16 protein-coding genes are annotated in these 16,675 nt (G+C 65.8%); 7 read left to right on the top strand and 9 right to left on the bottom strand.

Features of this window, described 5'->3' with window-relative positions:
- Positions 1-26: 26 nt before the first annotated feature.
- A complete protein-coding gene (ffh, locus tag VL973_RS12675; RefSeq protein WP_325284390.1) occupies positions 27-1,520 on the bottom strand; it encodes a signal recognition particle protein in 1,494 nt (497 codons plus the stop codon).
- Positions 1,521-1,729: 209 nt separating this feature from the next.
- Between ffh and VL973_RS12670 the strand changes: the two genes are divergently transcribed.
- Entirely contained in the window at positions 1,730-3,376 is a 1,647-nt protein-coding gene (locus VL973_RS12670; protein ID WP_325284389.1) for a putative bifunctional diguanylate cyclase/phosphodiesterase, read from the top strand.
- Here VL973_RS12670 and VL973_RS12665 read toward each other — a convergent pair.
- Complete coding sequence (locus VL973_RS12665; RefSeq protein WP_325284388.1) at positions 3,351-3,896, bottom strand: DUF924 family protein; 546 nt, start codon at positions 3,894-3,896, stop codon at positions 3,351-3,353. The genes VL973_RS12670 and VL973_RS12665 overlap by 26 nt on opposite strands.
- A gap of 84 nt (positions 3,897-3,980) precedes the next feature.
- Between VL973_RS12665 and VL973_RS12660 the strand changes: the two genes are divergently transcribed.
- The 3 genes from VL973_RS12660 (at position 3,981) to VL973_RS12650 (ending at position 6,845) form a co-directional block, all read left to right on the top strand.
- Positions 3,981-5,159 (top strand): MiaB/RimO family radical SAM methylthiotransferase, encoded by a 1,179-nt coding sequence (locus VL973_RS12660; protein WP_325284387.1) that lies wholly within the window; start codon positions 3,981-3,983, stop codon positions 5,157-5,159.
- Positions 5,156-6,088: a signal recognition particle-docking protein FtsY gene (gene ftsY, locus VL973_RS12655; RefSeq protein ID WP_325284386.1), complete on the top strand. Its 933-nt coding sequence runs from the start codon at positions 5,156-5,158 to the stop codon at positions 6,086-6,088. Before VL973_RS12660 ends, ftsY begins: the two co-directional genes overlap by 4 nt.
- Before the next feature lie 139 nt (positions 6,089-6,227).
- Positions 6,228-6,845: an inner membrane-spanning protein YciB gene (locus VL973_RS12650; RefSeq protein ID WP_325284385.1), complete on the top strand. Its 618-nt coding sequence runs from the start codon at positions 6,228-6,230 to the stop codon at positions 6,843-6,845.
- Between the two features lie 56 nt (positions 6,846-6,901).
- On the opposite strand, the gene VL973_RS12645 is transcribed toward VL973_RS12650, so the two are convergent.
- On the bottom strand, positions 6,902-7,516 hold the full coding sequence (locus tag VL973_RS12645) for a superoxide dismutase (RefSeq protein ID WP_325284384.1): 615 nt from the start codon (positions 7,514-7,516) through the stop codon (positions 6,902-6,904).
- Positions 7,517-7,715: 199 nt separating this feature from the next.
- On the opposite strand from VL973_RS12645, the gene VL973_RS12640 reads away from it, so the two are divergent.
- On the top strand, positions 7,716-9,116 hold the full coding sequence (locus tag VL973_RS12640) for an amino acid permease (RefSeq protein ID WP_325284383.1): 1,401 nt from the start codon (positions 7,716-7,718) through the stop codon (positions 9,114-9,116).
- Between the two features lie 4 nt (positions 9,117-9,120).
- Here the strand turns inward: VL973_RS12640 and VL973_RS12635 are convergent, their stop codons facing one another.
- Positions 9,121-9,294, bottom strand: coding sequence for a hypothetical protein (locus VL973_RS12635; protein ID WP_325284382.1), 174 nt, complete (start codon positions 9,292-9,294; stop codon positions 9,121-9,123).
- Entirely contained in the window at positions 9,294-10,286 is a 993-nt protein-coding gene (locus VL973_RS12630) for a threonine ammonia-lyase (RefSeq protein ID WP_325284381.1), read from the bottom strand. The genes VL973_RS12635 and VL973_RS12630 overlap by 1 nt, the downstream gene beginning before the upstream one ends.
- A gap of 150 nt (positions 10,287-10,436) precedes the next feature.
- On the opposite strand from VL973_RS12630, the gene VL973_RS12625 reads away from it, so the two are divergent.
- Positions 10,437-11,636: a type III PLP-dependent enzyme gene (locus VL973_RS12625; protein ID WP_325284380.1), complete on the top strand. Its 1,200-nt coding sequence runs from the start codon at positions 10,437-10,439 to the stop codon at positions 11,634-11,636.
- A gap of 114 nt (positions 11,637-11,750) precedes the next feature.
- Here the strand turns inward: VL973_RS12625 and VL973_RS12620 are convergent, their stop codons facing one another.
- Both VL973_RS12620 and VL973_RS12615 read right to left on the bottom strand, forming a co-directional pair.
- On the bottom strand, positions 11,751-12,923 hold the full coding sequence (locus VL973_RS12620; RefSeq protein WP_325284413.1) for a carboxynorspermidine decarboxylase: 1,173 nt from the start codon (positions 12,921-12,923) through the stop codon (positions 11,751-11,753).
- 103 nt (positions 12,924-13,026) lie between these two features.
- Complete coding sequence (locus VL973_RS12615; protein WP_325284379.1) at positions 13,027-14,232, bottom strand: saccharopine dehydrogenase family protein; 1,206 nt, start codon at positions 14,230-14,232, stop codon at positions 13,027-13,029.
- Positions 14,233-14,356: 124 nt separating this feature from the next.
- Between VL973_RS12615 and VL973_RS12610 the strand changes: the two genes are divergently transcribed.
- Complete coding sequence (locus VL973_RS12610) at positions 14,357-15,343, top strand: alpha/beta hydrolase (protein ID WP_325284378.1); 987 nt, start codon at positions 14,357-14,359, stop codon at positions 15,341-15,343.
- 18 nt (positions 15,344-15,361) lie between these two features.
- Here VL973_RS12610 and VL973_RS12605 read toward each other — a convergent pair whose 3' ends face one another.
- Positions 15,362-15,688, bottom strand: coding sequence for a hypothetical protein (locus VL973_RS12605; protein ID WP_325284377.1), 327 nt, complete (start codon positions 15,686-15,688; stop codon positions 15,362-15,364).
- A 26-nt stretch (positions 15,689-15,714) separates the two neighbouring features.
- A partial coding sequence (locus VL973_RS12600; protein ID WP_325284376.1) for a L,D-transpeptidase family protein occupies positions 15,715-16,675 on the bottom strand: 961 nt, incomplete at its 5' end.

The raw sequence follows: 16,675 nt of genomic DNA, 5'->3' as shown, positions 1-16,675 counted from the left end.
TTTTACTTTCCTTCGCTTGAGTTCGATTACTTCTTTTTCAACAGGTTTTCGAAACCGGGCGGCAGCTTGGGCGCGTCGCCCCCGCCGCCAAGGCCGGGAAGCCCCCCGCCCGCTTTCGACATGAAATCGCCCATTGCCGGGCCGCCCAGCGCGTTGCCGATGCCGCCCATGCCGCCACCGGGTCCGCCCTTGCCCAGCATTGCCGCCAGTCCCTTGATGCCGCCCATCTTCTTGATGCGCTTCATCGCGGTCGACATTTCCTGATGCATCTTGAGCAGCTTGTTAACGTCCTGCACGGTCGTGCCCGCGCCCTTGGCGACACGGATCTTGCGCTTGGCGTTCAACAGTTCGGGCTTGGCGCGCTCCTTGGGCGTCATCGATCCGATCATCGCGTCCATGCGAAGCAGAATGCGATCATCGACATTCGACGCGGCCATTGCCGCCTGCGCCTTTTTCATGCCGGGCAACATGCCCGCCAGCGCGCCCAGGCCGCCCATGCGCCGCATCTGTGACAACTGGCCGCGAAGGTCGTTCATGTCGAACTGACCCTTGGCCATGCGTGCGGCCATCTTTTCCGCATCGTCGGCCTGGATCGCCTCAGCGGCCTTTTCGACCAGCGACACGACATCGCCCATGCCCAGGATGCGGCCGGCGACGCGCTTGGGATGGAACGGCTCGATCGCGTCGAGCTTTTCGCCCATGCCCGCGAACTTGATCGGCTTGCCGGTGACGGCGCGCATCGACAGCGCGGCACCACCGCGCGCATCGCCGTCCATCCGCGTCAGCATCACGCCGGTCAGCGGCACCTGCTGCGAGAAATTGGTCGCGACATTGACCGCGTCCTGTCCGGTCAGCGAATCGACCACCAGCAGGATTTCGTCGGGCGTCGAGATGTCGGCGACTGCCTTCATCTCGTCCATCAACGCCTGATCGACGTGCAGGCGACCCGCGGTGTCGAGCATCACCACGTCAAAGCCCTGGAGCTTTGCCGATTGCAGTGCGCGCCGCGCGATATCGACCGGTTGCTGGCCCTGCACGATCGGCAGGGTCGCGACCTCGATCTGGGTACCCAGCACCGCCAACTGTTCCTGCGCGGCCGGGCGATTGACGTCCAGCGACGCCATGAGCACCTTTTTGCCGCGCTTCTTGATAAGGCGCGCCAGCTTGGCCGTGCTGGTCGTCTTGCCCGATCCCTGCAGGCCGACCATCATGACGACGGCGGGCGGAGTCACATCGATATTCAGGTCGCTGGTCTCGGCGCCCAGCATTTCGACCAGCGCGTCGTTGACGATCTTGACGACCTGCTGCCCCGGCGTGACCGAACGCAGCACCTGATGCCCGATCGCCTGTTCCGTCACCTTGTCGACGAATTCGCGCGCGACCGGCAGTGCCACATCGGCTTCGAGCAGGGCGATCCGCACTTCGCGCATCGCGGTTCGCACATCGGCTTCGGTCAGCGCGCCACGGCCACGCAGGCGGTCGAAAACGCCGCCGAGCCGGTCACTGAGAGAGTCGAACATGCCAAAAGCTCCACTTGCGCGCGCAACCGATGGCTCTAACGCAAAACGCGCCGGCGGACGAAAACTCGTCGGCCGGCGGACCCCTTGGGGCGCGGATGCGGTCGGTTCCCATCGGAACGTCGCATGCCCCATAGCGCTGATCGCATGCCGACGCAACGCACCGCGCGCATTAACACTTTGCACAGGATCGCCGTGTCACACCGCGTCGCATGGGGACCGACCGCCAATTCGCCTATGGCCACCGCGACGCGGATGCCACGCCACCCACCGGCGGGGTCCGCCCCGAAACCTTGACCGGCGCAATCAGTATCGCGGCGATCCTGTTGTTCGTCGGCATCGCCTCAACCGTCGTATCGCAGACGGTGGGTCATTATCTGGGCACGCGCGGCCGTGCGGACGAGATACTGGTCATCGCGCTGCTGCTGAACGTCGCACTGATCCTGATCGGATGGCGTCGCCACAGCAATCTGGCCGCCGAAGTGCGCGAACGCGCCGACGCGGAGGCACGCGCCCGCACGCTGGCCGCGCGCGATCCGCTGACCGGGTTTCACAACCGCCGCTCGCTGGCCGACGAGGGTGCGGCGCTGATCTTCGACGCTACGCGCCGGCACAAGGCGGTGGCGCTGATGATGCTCGACCTCGATCATTTCAAAAGCGTCAACGACATCCACGGCCATGCGACGGGTGACGCGCTGCTCTGCGCGGTCGCGCGTGAGATGGCGGCAATCGCGCCGCCAACGGCGTTACTGGCGCGGCTGGGCGGCGACGAGTTCGCCATTGCCATGATCTTTGATCCCACCGCGCCCGACGTGATCGAACGCGTTGCCGAACGGCTGGTCCAGCGCCTTGCCGCACCGTTCGAGGCCGATGGGCAGAAGCTGCACATCAGTTGCTCGCTCGGCATCGCCCGGTCCGACTTCGGCGCGGCGACCGCGGAGGCACTGATGCGCGCGGGCGACATCGCGATGTATGCGGCCAAGAAATCGGGCCGTAACCGCATGGCATGGTTCGACCAGTCGATGGAGCGCGAACTGCGCGTCCGAAACGAGCTGGAACAAGGCCTGCGAACCGCCATTCCGGGCGGTCAGATCGTCCCGTATTTCGAGCAGCAGGTCGATCTGGCGACGGGCCAGCTGACCGGCTTTGAGGTGCTGGCGCGCTGGGAACACCCGACACGCGGCATTATTGCCCCCGATCAGTTTATTCCGATCGCCGAGGAAACCGGCATGATCGCCGAATTGTCGCTGTCGATCATGCGACAGGCGTTCACCTGCGCGCGTGACTGGGATGCCGCGCTGACGCTGTCGGTCAATATCTCCCCCTGGCAGCTTCGCGATCCGTGGCTGGCGCAAAAGATCATCAAGACGCTGACCGAAACCGGCTTCCCGGCCAGCCGCCTGGAAATCGAGATCACCGAAAGCGCGCTGTTCGACAATCTGCCGCTGGCGCAGTCGATTACAGGCAGCCTGAAAAATCAGGGCGTGCGGCTGGCGCTCGATGATTTCGGGACCGGTTATTCCAGCCTCGCGCACCTTCGCGCATTGCCGTTCGACCGGATCAAGATCGACAAGTCGTTCGTCACATCGGTCAACGAAGCCCCTGATTCGGTCGCCATCGTCACCGCGATCGTGCGGTTGGGCGAAAGCCTGAACCTGCCCGTCACGGCCGAGGGGGTGGAGGACGCCGCCATCGCCGAACGGCTGGCGGCCATGGGCTGCGCCAAGGGTCAGGGCTGGCATTATGGCAAGCCCCTGTCGATGATCGGCGTCCGCAAGCATCTGGCCGAACGGCACATGATCGGCGGCGTTCAACCGAACAATGTGTCGCCGATCACCAGCCGCCGGCGTGCTGGCTGAGCCACTCGCGCTCGTCGGCACGGGTATCACGCCCCAGCGCCGCATTGCGGCCGGGAAAGCGGCCGAACCGTTCGATCACCGCCGCATGATCGCGCGCGAATGCCGCCGATTCAGCGTCGCCCGCGGCTTCGAACAGCCGCACGCACTCGGCCTGAGCGCCGGCATCCTCCGCGTGCATATAGGGCATGTAGACAAAGCGCCGCCGTTCGGGCGGGAGCGCCGCGTCGAACCCCTGCGCCACCCCGGTTCGCGCCAGCGACAGCGCCAGCGGATCGGCCGCGAACGCCGCCGCTGATCCGCGATGAATGTTGCGCCCGAACTGGTCGATCAGGATGATCGCGGCCAGCAGGCTGTCGGGATCGTCGTGCCATCCCGCCGCGCCGGTCGCGACCACCGTTTCACGCAATGCGCCGAACCGATCGGCGATGGTGCGGTCCAGCCCCTCGTCCTTTTCGAAATGCTGGTCGGGCGAGCATTCCTCGAACCAGAAATGAAGGATGGCCGGAGCGTCGCGGTGCATCGTCGAATTTCCCTTCGCGCATGGACTTCATGATCCGACAGGCCTAGATCGCGGGCATGTTCGCCGCCAAGCAGCCGGGCTGACATGGCCAAGATCGTCACACTCGGCTGCCGCCTCAACCTCGCCGAAAGCGAAACGATCCGCGCCATGGTGGACGGACGGGACGTCGCCGTGGTCAACAGCTGCGCCGTCACGGCCGAGGCGGTGCGCCAGTCGCGCCGCGCGGTGCGGCGGCTGGCGCGCACCCACCCCGATGCCGAACTGGTCGTGACCGGCTGCGCCGCCACCATCGACCCGGATGCCTTTGCCGCCCTGCCGGGCGTTGCGCGCGTCGTCGTGAACCCGCTGAAGCTGACGCCCGACGCATGGGACGCGCCCGCCACCCCGCCGCCGATATCGGCCCATGCCCGCGCGCTGGTCGAGGTTCAGAATGGCTGCGACCATAGCTGCACCTTCTGCATCATCCCGCAGGGTCGCGGCCCCAGCCGGTCGCTGCCCGCAGGCGGCGTGATCGAACGTATCGCCGCGCTGGTCGAAGCCGGCCACCGCGAAGTCGTGCTGACGGGGGTCGACCTGACCAGCTACGGCGCCGACCTGCCCGGCATTCCCACGCTGGGGCGACTGGTGGAACGTATTCTGCGGCTGGTCCCCGACCTGCCCCGCCTGCGCCTGTCGTCGCTCGACCCCAGTGAGATCGACGACCGGCTGTTCGCGCTGATCGCGCATGAACCGCGCGTGATGCCGCACCTGCACCTGTCGATGCAGGCGGGCGACGACCTGATCCTCAAGCGGATGAAGCGGCGCCACAACCGGGCGCAAGCGGTGCGGCTGGTCGACCGGCTGCGCGCACTGCGTCCCGACCTTGCGATCGGCGCCGACCTGATCGCGGGCTTTCCGACCGAGGACGAGGCCGCATTTCAGGGCAGCCTGGCCCTGATCGAGGAATGCGCGATCGTCCACGCGCACATCTTCCCCTTCTCGCCGCGCCAGGGCACGCCCGCCGCCCGCATCCCGCCGGTTCACCCCAATATCGTGCGCGAGCGCGCCGCCCGTCTGCGCGCGACCGCCGCAACCGTGCGCGGCGACTGGCTGGCGGGGCTGGTCGGATCGGTTCAGCAGGTGCTGGTGGAAAAACCCGGCGATATTGGCCATGCGCCGAACTTCGCCGCTATCCGCCTCGCCAAACCGGCGGATGTCGGCACTCTTGTTCCCGTGCGCGTCACCGGCGTGCATGACGATGACCTGATCGGAGAACCCGAATGACGGTGCCAAGCTGGCACGACAAGCTGCTGGGCGGCTTTCGCAAGACGTCCGACCGGCTGCTCGGCAACCTTGCCGGACTGTCGCTGGCGCGGCTGGACGACGATACGCTCGACCAGATCGAGGAAGCGTTGATCGCCTCCGACCTCGGCCCCGAAACCGCCGCGCGCGTCCGTGCCCGGCTGGCCGAGGGTCAGTATGAGCGCAACATGGAGGAACTGGGCATCCGCCTGGTCGTGGCCGAAGAGGTCGAAAAGGCGCTGGCCCCCGTCGCCCGCCCGCTGGAGATCGAGGCGTTTCCACGGCCGCAGGTGATCCTGGTGATCGGCGTCAACGGGTCGGGCAAGACCACCACCATCGCCAAGCTCGCCAAGACGCTGGTCGATCAGGATTATGGCGTCATGCTGGCGGCGGGCGACACGTTCCGTGCCGCCGCGATCGGCCAGCTCCGCACCTGGGCCGAGCGGATCGGCGTGCCGATCGTGTCGGGGGCCGAAGGCGGCGATGCCGCCGGTATCGTATTCGAGGCCGTGAAGCAGGCAACCGCGGCCGGCATCGACGTGCTGATCGTCGATACGGCCGGACGGCTTCAGAACAAGCGCGAACTGATGGACGAACTGGCAAAGATACGCCGCGTGCTCGGCCGACTGAACCCGGCGGCGCCGCATGATGTCGTCCTCGTCCTCGACGCGACGACCGGGCAGAACGCGCTGAGCCAGATCGAGGTGTTCAAGGAAGTCGCGGGCGTCACCGGCCTGGTCATGACGAAGCTGGACGGCACCGCGCGCGGGGGCGTGCTGGTTGCCGCAGCGGAGAAATACGGGCTGCCGATTCACGCGATCGGCGTCGGTGAAAAGGCCGACGACCTGCGCCCCTTCGACGCGAAGGAGGTGGCGCGCATCATCTCCGGCGTCGAGGAGATGGTGCGATGACGGCTACACCCCCCGGCCGCTCGCTTGTGGCCTTACCCCTCCATCCCTCCCTGCGCGAGCGATCCCCCTCCGCGTTCCGGGGCGGTATTGGCGCGCACGTCCGGGCAATCGCCATCGGGCGAGGTATCGAGGTTTGACGATGGCAAGCAAAGCGCCCCTTTCCCCCGGCCTGCGGATGGCGGTCGATTACGGCCCGCTGGCGGTGTTCTTCATCGTCAACGCGCTGGCGCCCGGCAGCGAGATCGGCCGCATCCTGGCCGCTACCGCCGCCTTCATGATCGCCATCACGGCGGCACTCGCCTTTTCGTGGTTCAGGGCGGGGCATATCTCGCCCATGCTGTGGTTGTCGGGCGGGCTGGTGCTCGTGTTCGGCAGTCTGACGCTGTATTTTCACGACCGCGTCTTCATTCAGGTCAAACCGACCTTCGTTTATGCCATGTTCGCGGTGCTGCTGGGCTATGGCCTGGCGACGGGCAGGCCGCTTTTGCAGAACCTGCTGGAAAGCGCCTACCCGGGGCTGACGCCGCGCGGCTGGCGATTGCTGACGATCAATTGGGCAGCCTTTTTTGCGGTCGCCGCGATCGCCAACGAAGTCGCGCGAGCAATGCTGAGCTGGGATCAGTGGGTGTTGTTCAAGACATGGGGGATGATTCCGGCGACGCTGCTTTTCACGATCGCCAATGTGCCGATGCTGTTGAAGAACGGGCTGCAACTTGACCGCAAAGAAGAAGCCGCCGTCCCCCCGCCCGAGGGTTGAGACATGAAAAAGGGGTCGGTTCCCAAGGACCGACCCCTTTTCTAGCCGCCGCCGGTTCAGGTGGTTGCGTCGGCGAAACGCTGCGACACGACGTTCCAGTTCACGACATCCCACCAAGCCTTCAGATAGCCGGGGCGATCGTTCTTGTAGGTCAGGTAATATGCGTGCTCCCACACGTCATTGCCCAACAGCGGCGTGCCCTTCTTGTCGGCCACGTCCATCAGCGGGTTGTCCTGGTTCGGGGTCGAGGTGACGGCCAGCTTGCCCGCCTCGTCCACGATCAGCCACGCCCAGCCCGATCCGAACTGGCCCGCGCCCTTGGTGTTGAATTCGTCCTTCAGCTTGTCCAGCCCGCCGAAATCACGGTCGATGGCGACCTGAAGCTCGGCTGACGGCTGGCCGCGATCGGCAGCAGGGGCCATCGTCTTCCAGAAGAAATCATGGTTCCAGTAACCGCCGCCATTGTTCCGCACCATGGCGGAGGCAGACGAGATGTTGGCCAGGATTTCCTCGATCGACTTGCCCGACAGGCCGTCCTTCTCGACACCCTCGTTCAGCTTGGCGGTGTAGGCGGCGTGATGCTTGTCGTGGTGGAACGTCATCGTCTCCTTGTCGATGGTCGGCTCCAGCGCGTCATAGGCATAGGGTAGCGGCGGCAGTTCAAAGGCCATGATGGTTCCCTCCTTGGGGTTTTGGCTTCTCAAGGGTTCGGCGAAGGAACGCCGTCCGCCCTCAATGGGTCCGTCCAATTCGTTTCGCAACCGTGCCCAGCCGATAAAAACCGCCCTGCGGTTGATCGCGCGCGCCTGACATGGGAGGAAGGCCCTCCGCACGTAACGACCGCAACAAAACGGGGAGAACCGCGCGATCATGTCGATCCTTGGACCACGCAAGACGCTTGGGGGGGCCGCGGCGCCGGGCGGCAGCCTGAAAAAGACCTTGGGCTGGCCGCATCTGATTGCCTTGGGAGTCGGCGCGATCGTCGGCACGGGCATCTATACGCTGATCGGCGTGGGGGCCGAGCGCGCGGGACCGGCCGTGATCCTTGCCTTCGTCATTGCGGGTGCAGTCTGCGCCTGTGCGGCGCTGGCCTATGCCGAACTGGCGACGCTGATCCCGGCGGCGGGCAGTGCCTATACCTTCAGCTATACCGCCATGGGCGAGACGATCGCGTGGATGGTGGGCTGGGCGCTCATCATCGAATATTCGCTCGTCTGTTCGACCGTGGCGGTCGGCTGGTCGGGTTATCTGGTCGGCTGGATCCAGTCGGCGGGCGTCGACCTGCCTACTGCCTTGCTGGCCGGGCCTCATGCAGGCGGCGTGTTCAATATGCCGGCGGTGCTGGTGGCGCTGGCCGTGATGAGCCTGCTGATCGCCGGCACGCGGGAGAGCGCGACCCTGAACATCATCCTCGTCATCATCAAGATGACCGCACTGACCGTGTTCATCATCTTCGCCCTGCCGGCTTTCGACGCCGACAATCTGACACCGTTCATGCCCTATGGCTTTGGATCATCGGAGATCGACGGGACCAAGCGCGGGGTGATGGCGGCCGCCGCAATCGTGTTCTTCGCGTTTTACGGCTTCGACACGGTGGCAACTTCCGCCGAAGAGACAAAGAATCCGGGCCGCGACCTCAAGATCGGCATCATCGGTTCGATGATCGCCTGCACCGCGATCTACATGATTATCGCGTTCGCCGCCGTTGGCGCCATGCCCTATCTGGAACTCGCCGATTCGCCGGAGCCGCTGGCACTGGTGCTGCGCTCGCTGGGTCAGGTGACGGCGGCACAGGCGATCGCGCTGGCCGCCGTGGTCGCGCTGCCATCGGTCATTCTGGTGTTCATGTATGGGCAGAGCCGCGTATTCTTCACCATGGCGCGCGACGGCCTGTTGCCGCAGGGCCTTGCCAAGCTGAGCAGCAAGGGCGCGCCCACGCGTATCACCATCCTGTCGGGCCTGGTCAGCGCGACCATCGCGGGCTTCTTCCCGATCGATGAACTGGCGGAACTCGCCAATGCGGGCACGCTGGTGGCGTTCACGTCAGTGGCGGCGTGCATGATGATCCTGCGCCGCCGCGCGCCGGATGCGGAGCGGCTGTTCCGCTGCCCGCAACCCTATATCGTGGGAACGCTGGCGATCCTGGGCTGCCTGTATCTGTTCTTCAGCCTGCCTTCGACCACGTTGGTGCGCTTTGCCATCGCCACCGCAATCGGCCTGGTGATCTATGCCCTATACGGACGGCGCCACAGCCGATTGCGTGCGGGGTAATCGCCTAGACCGTCCAGATCAGGACATTGACGAATGTGACCAGCGCCGCGGCGAGCATCAGGACGGGTTTCTGACGCTCGCCGCGCCGCCACAGCACCACCGCGCCCGCGATCAGCGCGAACACGCCGATCATCGCGATCGCCAGCAGGGTCGAAGCGAGGGGAGACGGCGTCGGCATCACGAGGTTGCCGCCAGTGCGGCCGGCGCTTCCTCCGCCAGCACGCGGGCATAATCGGCAAGGTCGGTATTGCCGCCCGACAACAGCACCAGCGTGCCCGACATCGGCGCCACGCGCCCCGCCAGCATTGCCGCCAGCGCGACCGCGCCGCCCGGCTCCACCACCAGCCGCAGCCGCGATGCGGCCCATCGCTGCGCCGCGCGCACCTCCGCTTCGCTGACGGCCACACCCAGCGCGTCGCGGCGGGCCAGCACCTCGAACGTCCGCTCGCTGACGCGCATCGTCTGAAGCGAATCGCAGGCGGTGGGCGGCGGATCGTCGCGCACGGGTTCGATCCAACCGGCGTCGAGACTGCGCGCCATGTCGTCCCACCCCTCAGGCTCGACCGTCACGATGGCGGCGTCGGGCAATGCCAGCGCCAGCCCGGCCGCCAACCCGCCGCCGCCGCAGGGGCTGACCACGCGCGTGATCGGGCCGAACCCTGTCGCATCGGCCTGCGCCGCCGCCTCGACACCGGCGCTCCCCTGCCCCTCGATGATCCAGGCGTCATCGAAACTGGGCACCAGCACGGCGCCGCGCGCATGGGCCAGATGGGCGGCGATCTTTTCCCGGCTTTCGGTTTTGCGGTCATAATCGACCAGTTCGGCGCCCATCGCCAACGTGGCGTCGCGTTTGACCTTGGGGGCATCGCTTGGCATAACGATAACCGATGGCATACTCAGCCGCCGCGCGGCCCATGCCACACCCTGTGCGTGGTTGCCGGACGAAAAAGCGACCACGCCTCTTGCCCGGTCCTCTGCCGCGATTGCGGTCAATCGGTGCCAGGCGCCTCGCAACTTGAACGCACCCATGGGTTGCAGGCACTCGGCCTTGAAGGCCACGGGGGTTCCATGCACCTCGGCGACGAACAACGGGGTCGGCGGCAGGATTGCGGCCACCTTGGCGGCGGCATCGCGGACACCGGCACGGGTCGGTTGTCGCAAAAACGTCACAAATCGTCTCCGAACGCAAAAAACCCCTCAGAATCGCTTTACACCTGGGGGGTCGGACCCTATGTGCACCCCCCGCTGCCCCATGGGACTTCCAACCGCAAGGCAGCTTTTTGTCACACTATGCCGAAAGGCAATTGGAGGTCCCTTGAATTGGCCGAATATCATCGCGCGCTGGGGGTAGCTCACACCCTTCGACCGGTTCAGCCGGTAACGCTGGTTCGTCCGCACGCTGCGGCTCGTGCGGCCCGCTTCTTCGTCGAGAAGTTTCCGGGCCGGACGCTTTATGCCGTCAAGGCGAACCCGTCGCCCGAATTGCTCCAGATCCTTTGGGATAATGGAGTGTCTCATTACGACGTCGCGTCGATCGGCGAAGTGCGGCTGGTGTCGCGCACGCTGCCCGATGCCACGCTTTGCTTCATGCACCCGGTCAAGGCCGAGGAAGCGATAGCGGAGGCGTATTTCAAGCACGGTGTCCGCACCTTCTCGCTCGACACGATCGAGGAGTTGGAAAAGATCGTTCGCGCCACCAACGGGGCCGACGACCTGACGCTGTGCGTCCGCATCCGCGTTTCGTCCGACCTGTCCAAGCTCAGCCTTGCGTCCAAGTTCGGCGCGGGTCCGGGTGAGACCAGGGAACTGCTGTTCGCGGCCCGTCAGGCGGCGGATTCGCTGGGCATCTGTTTCCATGTCGGCAGCCAGGCGATGTCGCCCGACGCCTATGCACAGGCGCTGGAACGCGTCCGCACGGCCATTGTCGAGGCGGCGGTCACGGTCGACGTGATCGACGTGGGCGGCGGGTTCCCGTCGGCCTATCCCGGCATGGAGCCGCCGCCGCTGGAGCGTTTCTTTGAAACGATCCACCGCGCGTTCGAAAGTCTGCCGATCTCCTATTCGGCGGAGCTTTGGGCGGAACCGGGCCGGGCGCTGTGCGCGGAATACAGCTCGCTGATCGTGCGCGTCGAAAAGCGTCGCGGCGACGAGTTGTACATCAACGACGGTGCTTACGGTGCGCTGTTCGACGCGGCGCATGTCGGCTGGCGCTTCCCCGTCCAGTTGCTGCGGGAGCCGGACAGCCGGGCGAAGGACATGGAGTTCAGCTTCTATGGCCCGACCTGCGACGACATGGACCATATGGCCGGCCCCTTCGACCTTCCCGCCGACATGCGGGCGGGTGACTATATCGAAGTCGGGATGCTCGGTGCCTATGGCTCGGCCATGCGGACAGCCTTCAACGGCTTCGGCACGGACGAGACGATCGAAGTGACCGACGAGCCGATGGCCACGCTCTACGCGGGTCTGGAGGACGAGGTCGACACCGGCAACGTGGTGCGCCTGGGCGCGCGCCGCTGATCGGTTGAAGCCAGAACATGGGGCGGCGGAGGCAGATGCTTCCGCCGCCCTTATTCATGGCGCCGGATAAGACACTGGGCGCTGGTCAGACGCAGAAGCGTGGCCACGCGCCCCTTACGACAGCCGATCCCGGAACGTCTCCCACCCGAACTCGCGCACCATTTCCAGGCTGTCGTCGCGTGAATCCCACAGGGCGATGGCGGGCAAGGGCACGCCGTTGAAGGTCGTGGTCTTGACCATCGAATAATGGGCCTGGTCAAGGAACGCGATGCGCTGACCGGGTTCCGGCCGCTCGACAAAGCGATAATCGCCGATGATGTCGCCCGCCAGGCACGACGGCCCGCCGAGGCGCACCGCCACGCCCCCCTCGACCTCGCCGATCATTGCGGGGCGATAGGGCGCCTCGATCACGTCGGGCATGTGGCAGGTGGCGGAGATATCGACGATGCCGACGGCCATGCCGTTGTCGATCACGTCGACCACTTCGCCGACCAGGATGCCGGCGTCGAACGCGATCGCCTCCCCCGGTTCCAGATAGACCTCAAGCCCGGTTTCGCGCTTCACGTCGCGCAGGAACGCGACCAGATCGTCGCGCTGGTAATCGGCGCGGGTTATGTGGTGCCCGCCGCCGAAGTTCAGCCATTCCAGCCGGTCGAGGAACGGCGCGACGCGCGGATGCAGTGCTTCCCAGGTGCGGCGCAACGGCGGGAAATCCTGTTCGCACAGGGAGTGGACGTGCAGGCCGGTGACGCCCTCCAGATCGGCGGCGGTCAACTGGTCGGCGGGGTGACCCAGGCGGGAATGCGGCTGGGCGGGGTCGTATTTGGCGACCTCCCCTTCCGCGTGCATGGGGTTCAGGCGCAAACCGACGTCGAACGCCGCACCTCCGGTTCGTGCGGCCGCCAGCATGTCGGCGAACCGGCGATGCTGGCCGGGCGAATTGAAGATGACGTGGTCCGACAGCGCCGCGACCTCGACCACGTCGCTCGCCTTGTATCCGGCGCAGAAGGTCGCGACCTCGCCCGCGTAATGCGCCTTTGCCAGCCGCGCTTCCCACAGGCCCGACGTGGCAGTGCCGTCCAGGTAACGGCCCACCAGATCGCCCAGCGACCACATCGAAAACGCCTTGAGCGCCAGCAGCAGCTTGATGCCCGCACGGTCGCGCACATCGGCCAGGATCGCCAGATTGCGCTCGATCGCCGCCTTGTCCACGACGAAGCACGGACTTGGCACACGGTTCAGGTCGAAATTGGCGAACGCGCCCGCCCCCCCCGATTTGGTGGTCATCGGGGCAGCGGCGCGGGTGTCGTCGGGTTTCATGTCACACTCTCGTCAGGCCGGATGGTCCCGGCACCCGCACCCCGGACATGCTCCGCGGCACGGGCAGCGGTCAGAATCGCAGCGGCTCCGGCAGTTCCTTGACCTGCCAGGGCAGGCCGTGCTGGTTCAGCATGTCCATGAACGGGTCGGGGTCGAACTGTTCCATGTTGAACACGCCTTCACCCCGCCACTGGCCGTTCAGCATCAGCGCCGCGCCGATCATCGCCGGCACGCCGGTGGTATAGCTGACCGCCTGATTGCCGGTTTCGGCATAGGCATCCTCATGGTCGCAGACATTATAGACATAGACGGTCTTTTCCGCGCCGTCCCTGGTGCCTGTGGCAATGTCACCGATATTGGTCTTGCCCTTGGTCGTCTCGCCCAGCGTCGAAGGCTCGGGCAGCACAGCCTTGAGGAACTGGAGCGGGATAATCTCGCGCCCCTCATACATCACCGGCTCGATCGAGGTCATGCCGACATTCTGCAGCACGCGCAGATGCGTCAGATACTGCTCGCCGAACGTCATCCAGAAACGCGCACGCTTGATTTCGGGGATGTGCGTGACCAGGCTTTCCAGTTCCTCGTGATACATCAGATACATGTTCTTCGCGCCGACCTGGTCGAAGATGAATACCTGCCGCTCCGACAGCGCGGGCGTTTCGACCCAGTCGCCGTCCTGCCAGTGGCGCGCCGGCGCGGTCACTTCGCGGATGTTGATTTCCGGATTGAAGTTGGTCGCAAAATGCTGGCCGTGGTCGCCGCCGTTGCAGTCGAGAATGTCCAGCGTCTCGATCGTGTCGAGCAGGTGCTTCTTGATATAGGTCGCGAACACGCTGGTCACGCCGGGGTCGAAACCGGAACCCAGCAGCGCCATCAGCCCGGCTTCCTTGAAGCGATCCTGATAGGCCCATTGCCAGCCATATTCGAACTTCGCCTCGTCGCGCGGTTCGTAATTGGCGGTGTCGAGATAATCGACGCCGGTTTTCAGGCACGCTTCCATCAGGTTCAGGTCCTGATAGGGCAGCGCCAGATTGACCAGCAGCTTGGGCTTGACCTGATCGATCAGCCGCGCGGTCGCATCGACATCGTCGGCATCCACCTCAGCGGTGGCGATTTCGACGCCGAAGCGCTCCTTCACCGACTGGGCGATGGCATCGCACTTGAACCTGCGCCGGCTGGCGAGCGTCACCTTGCCGAACAGCTCGGGGTTCTTCGCCATCTTGTGCACCGCGACCGACGAAACGCCGCCCGCACCGATCACCAGAACGTCTTTCACCTGACAGCCTTTCGCGCAAAGAAGATAGCGGCCCCATATGGGACCATGGCTCAGGATGCAAAGCCTCGCGTTCGGATATGAAGCCACGATGACAATGACGCGTTTTTACGAAAGGCGGTTGGAGATGGATCGACGGAAAGTGCTGGAGCTTGGGCTGGGCATGGGCCTTGGCGCGGCGGGGCTGGCGGCAAGCGGCATCGCGCGCGGACAGACCGGCGACCAGCGGCCCAGCGACCTGCCCTGGCCCCCGCGCGAAACGTTCGACCTGTGGCCCGGCAAAGCGCCCGGCGCGCCCGCCACGCTGCCGCAACTGGTGCGCTATGGACCCGAAGGCCGCGAATTGTGGCTGCGCGGCATCCCTGCGCCTACGCTGTCGGTCTATCGGCCCACCCGGCCCAACGGCGTCGGCGTGCTGTCGATCCCCGGCGGCGGATACGGCTTCGTGTCGGTCGAGAATGAAGGGCATAATGTCGCAAAAGTGCTGAACGCGCTCGGCTATACCGTCTTCGTGCTGGTCTATCGCCTGCCGGGCGAGGGCTGGGCCGATCGCGCCGATGTGCCGTTGCAGGATGCCCAGCGCGCGATGCGGCTGATCCGGGCGCGCGCGACTTCATTCGGCGTTGACCCCGAACGCATCGGCATTCTTGGCTTTTCGGCGGGCGGGCATTTGGCTGGGTCGCTGATGACCCGTCATAACGACAGCGTTTATCGCGCGGTCGATGCCGCCGACCGGCAAAGCGCGCGACCCGATTTCGCGGGGCTGATCTATGCCGTCACGGCGCTGCGCTGGAATGGGGAGTTCAACAATTCGGGCCGCAACCTGCTTGGCGCCCAGCCCGGTGCGGCGGCTGTTGCACGACAGGATGTGACGCCGCGCATCGACAGCGAAACGCCGCCGATGTTCCTGCTGCACGCCGGCGATGACGGGCTGGTGCCGCTGGAAATGAGCCTGTCGCTGATCGCGGCGGCGCGGGCGGCGAAGCGGCCGGTCGACGCGCATCTGTATGACACGGGCGGCCATGGGTTCGGCATGGCGCTGGACCCGGCGCACCCGGCGCATGGCTGGGGTGCGCTCTATGCCACCTGGGTCGCGCGAATGACGGGCGGCTGAGCACCGCCCGTCCCGGCCTTATTCCTGGACAGGCGCGAGCAGGTTTTCGGGCGCGTTGTCGTCCATGCTGCGATCGATGCGCGCGGTCATGCCGGTCGCCTCCGCATCGTCGAGCATCTGCTGATCCTCTTCAACCACCGGCGGCGGCGCTGCCTCGAAGGTCGGGGTGGGCGACGGCGTGGGACTGGGCGTCGGCTCCAGCGTGGGCAGCGGCTCGGGCGGCGCCATTTCCTCGGTCAGGTTCAGGTCCGGCCCTTCGGGGGCGGGCACTTCCGGCTCACCCGAACAGGCGGCAAGCGCGGCGAGCGGCAGCAGGAACAAGGCCGGGCGGAACGAGGAACGCATCAATCGGGTCTCCTGAAAAAGGGCAGTCAGCGGCTGGCGACCTGAACCGCCGAGCGGTTCTCGATCTTGTCGGCCAACGTCTCGTCCCAACCATAGGGGTCGTCGCGGAAACTGATCTGGCCATTGCCGCTTGCGAAAGCGGTCCAGTAGAGCAGATAGACCTCGACCGGCGTGTTCAGACGCGCGCGCACCGTCTTGGTGCTGGTCGTCACCTGCTCGTCGATCGCTTCCTCGCTCCATTCGGGCACGTCGCGCAGCAGCCGCTTGGCCAGCGCGTTGGGCTTTTCCAGCCGGATGCAGCCATGGCTGGCCAAACGGTCGAACCGGCTGAATCCGCCCTTGGCGGGCGTGTCGTGCAGATAAACGGCGAACGGATTGTCGAAGTCGAACTTGAAGCGGCCCAGCGCGCTGGTGTCGCCCGACGCCTGTTGAAGGCGGCGGTTTGCTCCCTCCCCGATCACGCGAAAGCCATTGGCCTTCAGATAGCCCATGCCCTTGGGGAACAGCTCGCGATTGGCGATGCCCATCGGCACGTTCCATGGCGGATTCAGAACGACCGAATGGATGGTGGAGCGCAGCATCGGCGTCTCCCCGCCACCCGGCTTGCCGGTGACGGCCTTCATCGACATGACCGGCTGATCGCCCTCGAACACCGTCATCACGGCGGCGGCGATGTTCACCTGAATGCGATCCTTGGGCAATTGCCCCGGCAGCCAGCGCCAGCGTTCCATGTTCGCCATGATTTGACGCACGCGGCGCGCGACGGGCACGTTGAGCGCGGCCAGCGTCTGGCTGGACACGATGCCCGTCGGGTTCAGGCCATAGCGGCGCTGGGCGCGCTGGACGGCGGCGCGCAACGGCTGGTCGAACTTGTCGCCCGTTGCCGACACTTCCGCATCCTCGATCGCAAGCCGCTGACGAAGCGCCGTCACGCGCGCGCCGCTGGCGCCCAGGCCCATGTCGGGACCGGCGGGGATCGTTTTCCAG

Source organism: Sphingomonas sp., assembly GCF_035490575.1.
Taxonomy (GTDB): domain Bacteria; phylum Pseudomonadota; class Alphaproteobacteria; order Sphingomonadales; family Sphingomonadaceae; genus Sphingomonas.
This window is presented reverse-complemented; position numbering and strand designations above follow the sequence as displayed.

Excerpts from the sequence above, each read along its gene's own strand:
- VL973_RS12640 (WP_325284383.1), top strand. The coding sequence starts at position 7,716 with ATGTCGATCCTTGGACCACGCAAGACGCTTGGGGGGGCCGCGGCGCCG.
- VL973_RS12660 (WP_325284387.1), top strand. The coding sequence starts at position 3,981 with ATGGCCAAGATCGTCACACTCGGCTGCCGCCTCAACCTCGCCGAAAGC.
- ftsY (WP_325284386.1), top strand. The coding sequence starts at position 5,156 with ATGACGGTGCCAAGCTGGCACGACAAGCTGCTGGGCGGCTTTCGCAAG.
- VL973_RS12605 (WP_325284377.1), bottom strand. The coding sequence starts at position 15,688 with ATGCGTTCCTCGTTCCGCCCGGCCTTGTTCCTGCTGCCGCTCGCCGCG.
- VL973_RS12620 (WP_325284413.1), bottom strand. The coding sequence starts at position 12,923 with ATGACCACCAAATCGGGGGGGGCGGGCGCGTTCGCCAATTTCGACCTG.
- ffh (WP_325284390.1), bottom strand. The coding sequence starts at position 1,520 with ATGTTCGACTCTCTCAGTGACCGGCTCGGCGGCGTTTTCGACCGCCTG.
- VL973_RS12670 (WP_325284389.1), top strand. The coding sequence starts at position 1,730 with ATGGGGACCGACCGCCAATTCGCCTATGGCCACCGCGACGCGGATGCC.
- VL973_RS12635 (WP_325284382.1), bottom strand. The coding sequence starts at position 9,294 with ATGCCGACGCCGTCTCCCCTCGCTTCGACCCTGCTGGCGATCGCGATG.
- VL973_RS12610 (WP_325284378.1), top strand. The coding sequence starts at position 14,357 with ATGGATCGACGGAAAGTGCTGGAGCTTGGGCTGGGCATGGGCCTTGGC.
- VL973_RS12645 (WP_325284384.1), bottom strand. The coding sequence starts at position 7,516 with ATGGCCTTTGAACTGCCGCCGCTACCCTATGCCTATGACGCGCTGGAG.
- VL973_RS12650 (WP_325284385.1), top strand. The coding sequence starts at position 6,228 with ATGGCAAGCAAAGCGCCCCTTTCCCCCGGCCTGCGGATGGCGGTCGAT.
- VL973_RS12665 (WP_325284388.1), bottom strand. The coding sequence starts at position 3,896 with ATGCACCGCGACGCTCCGGCCATCCTTCATTTCTGGTTCGAGGAATGC.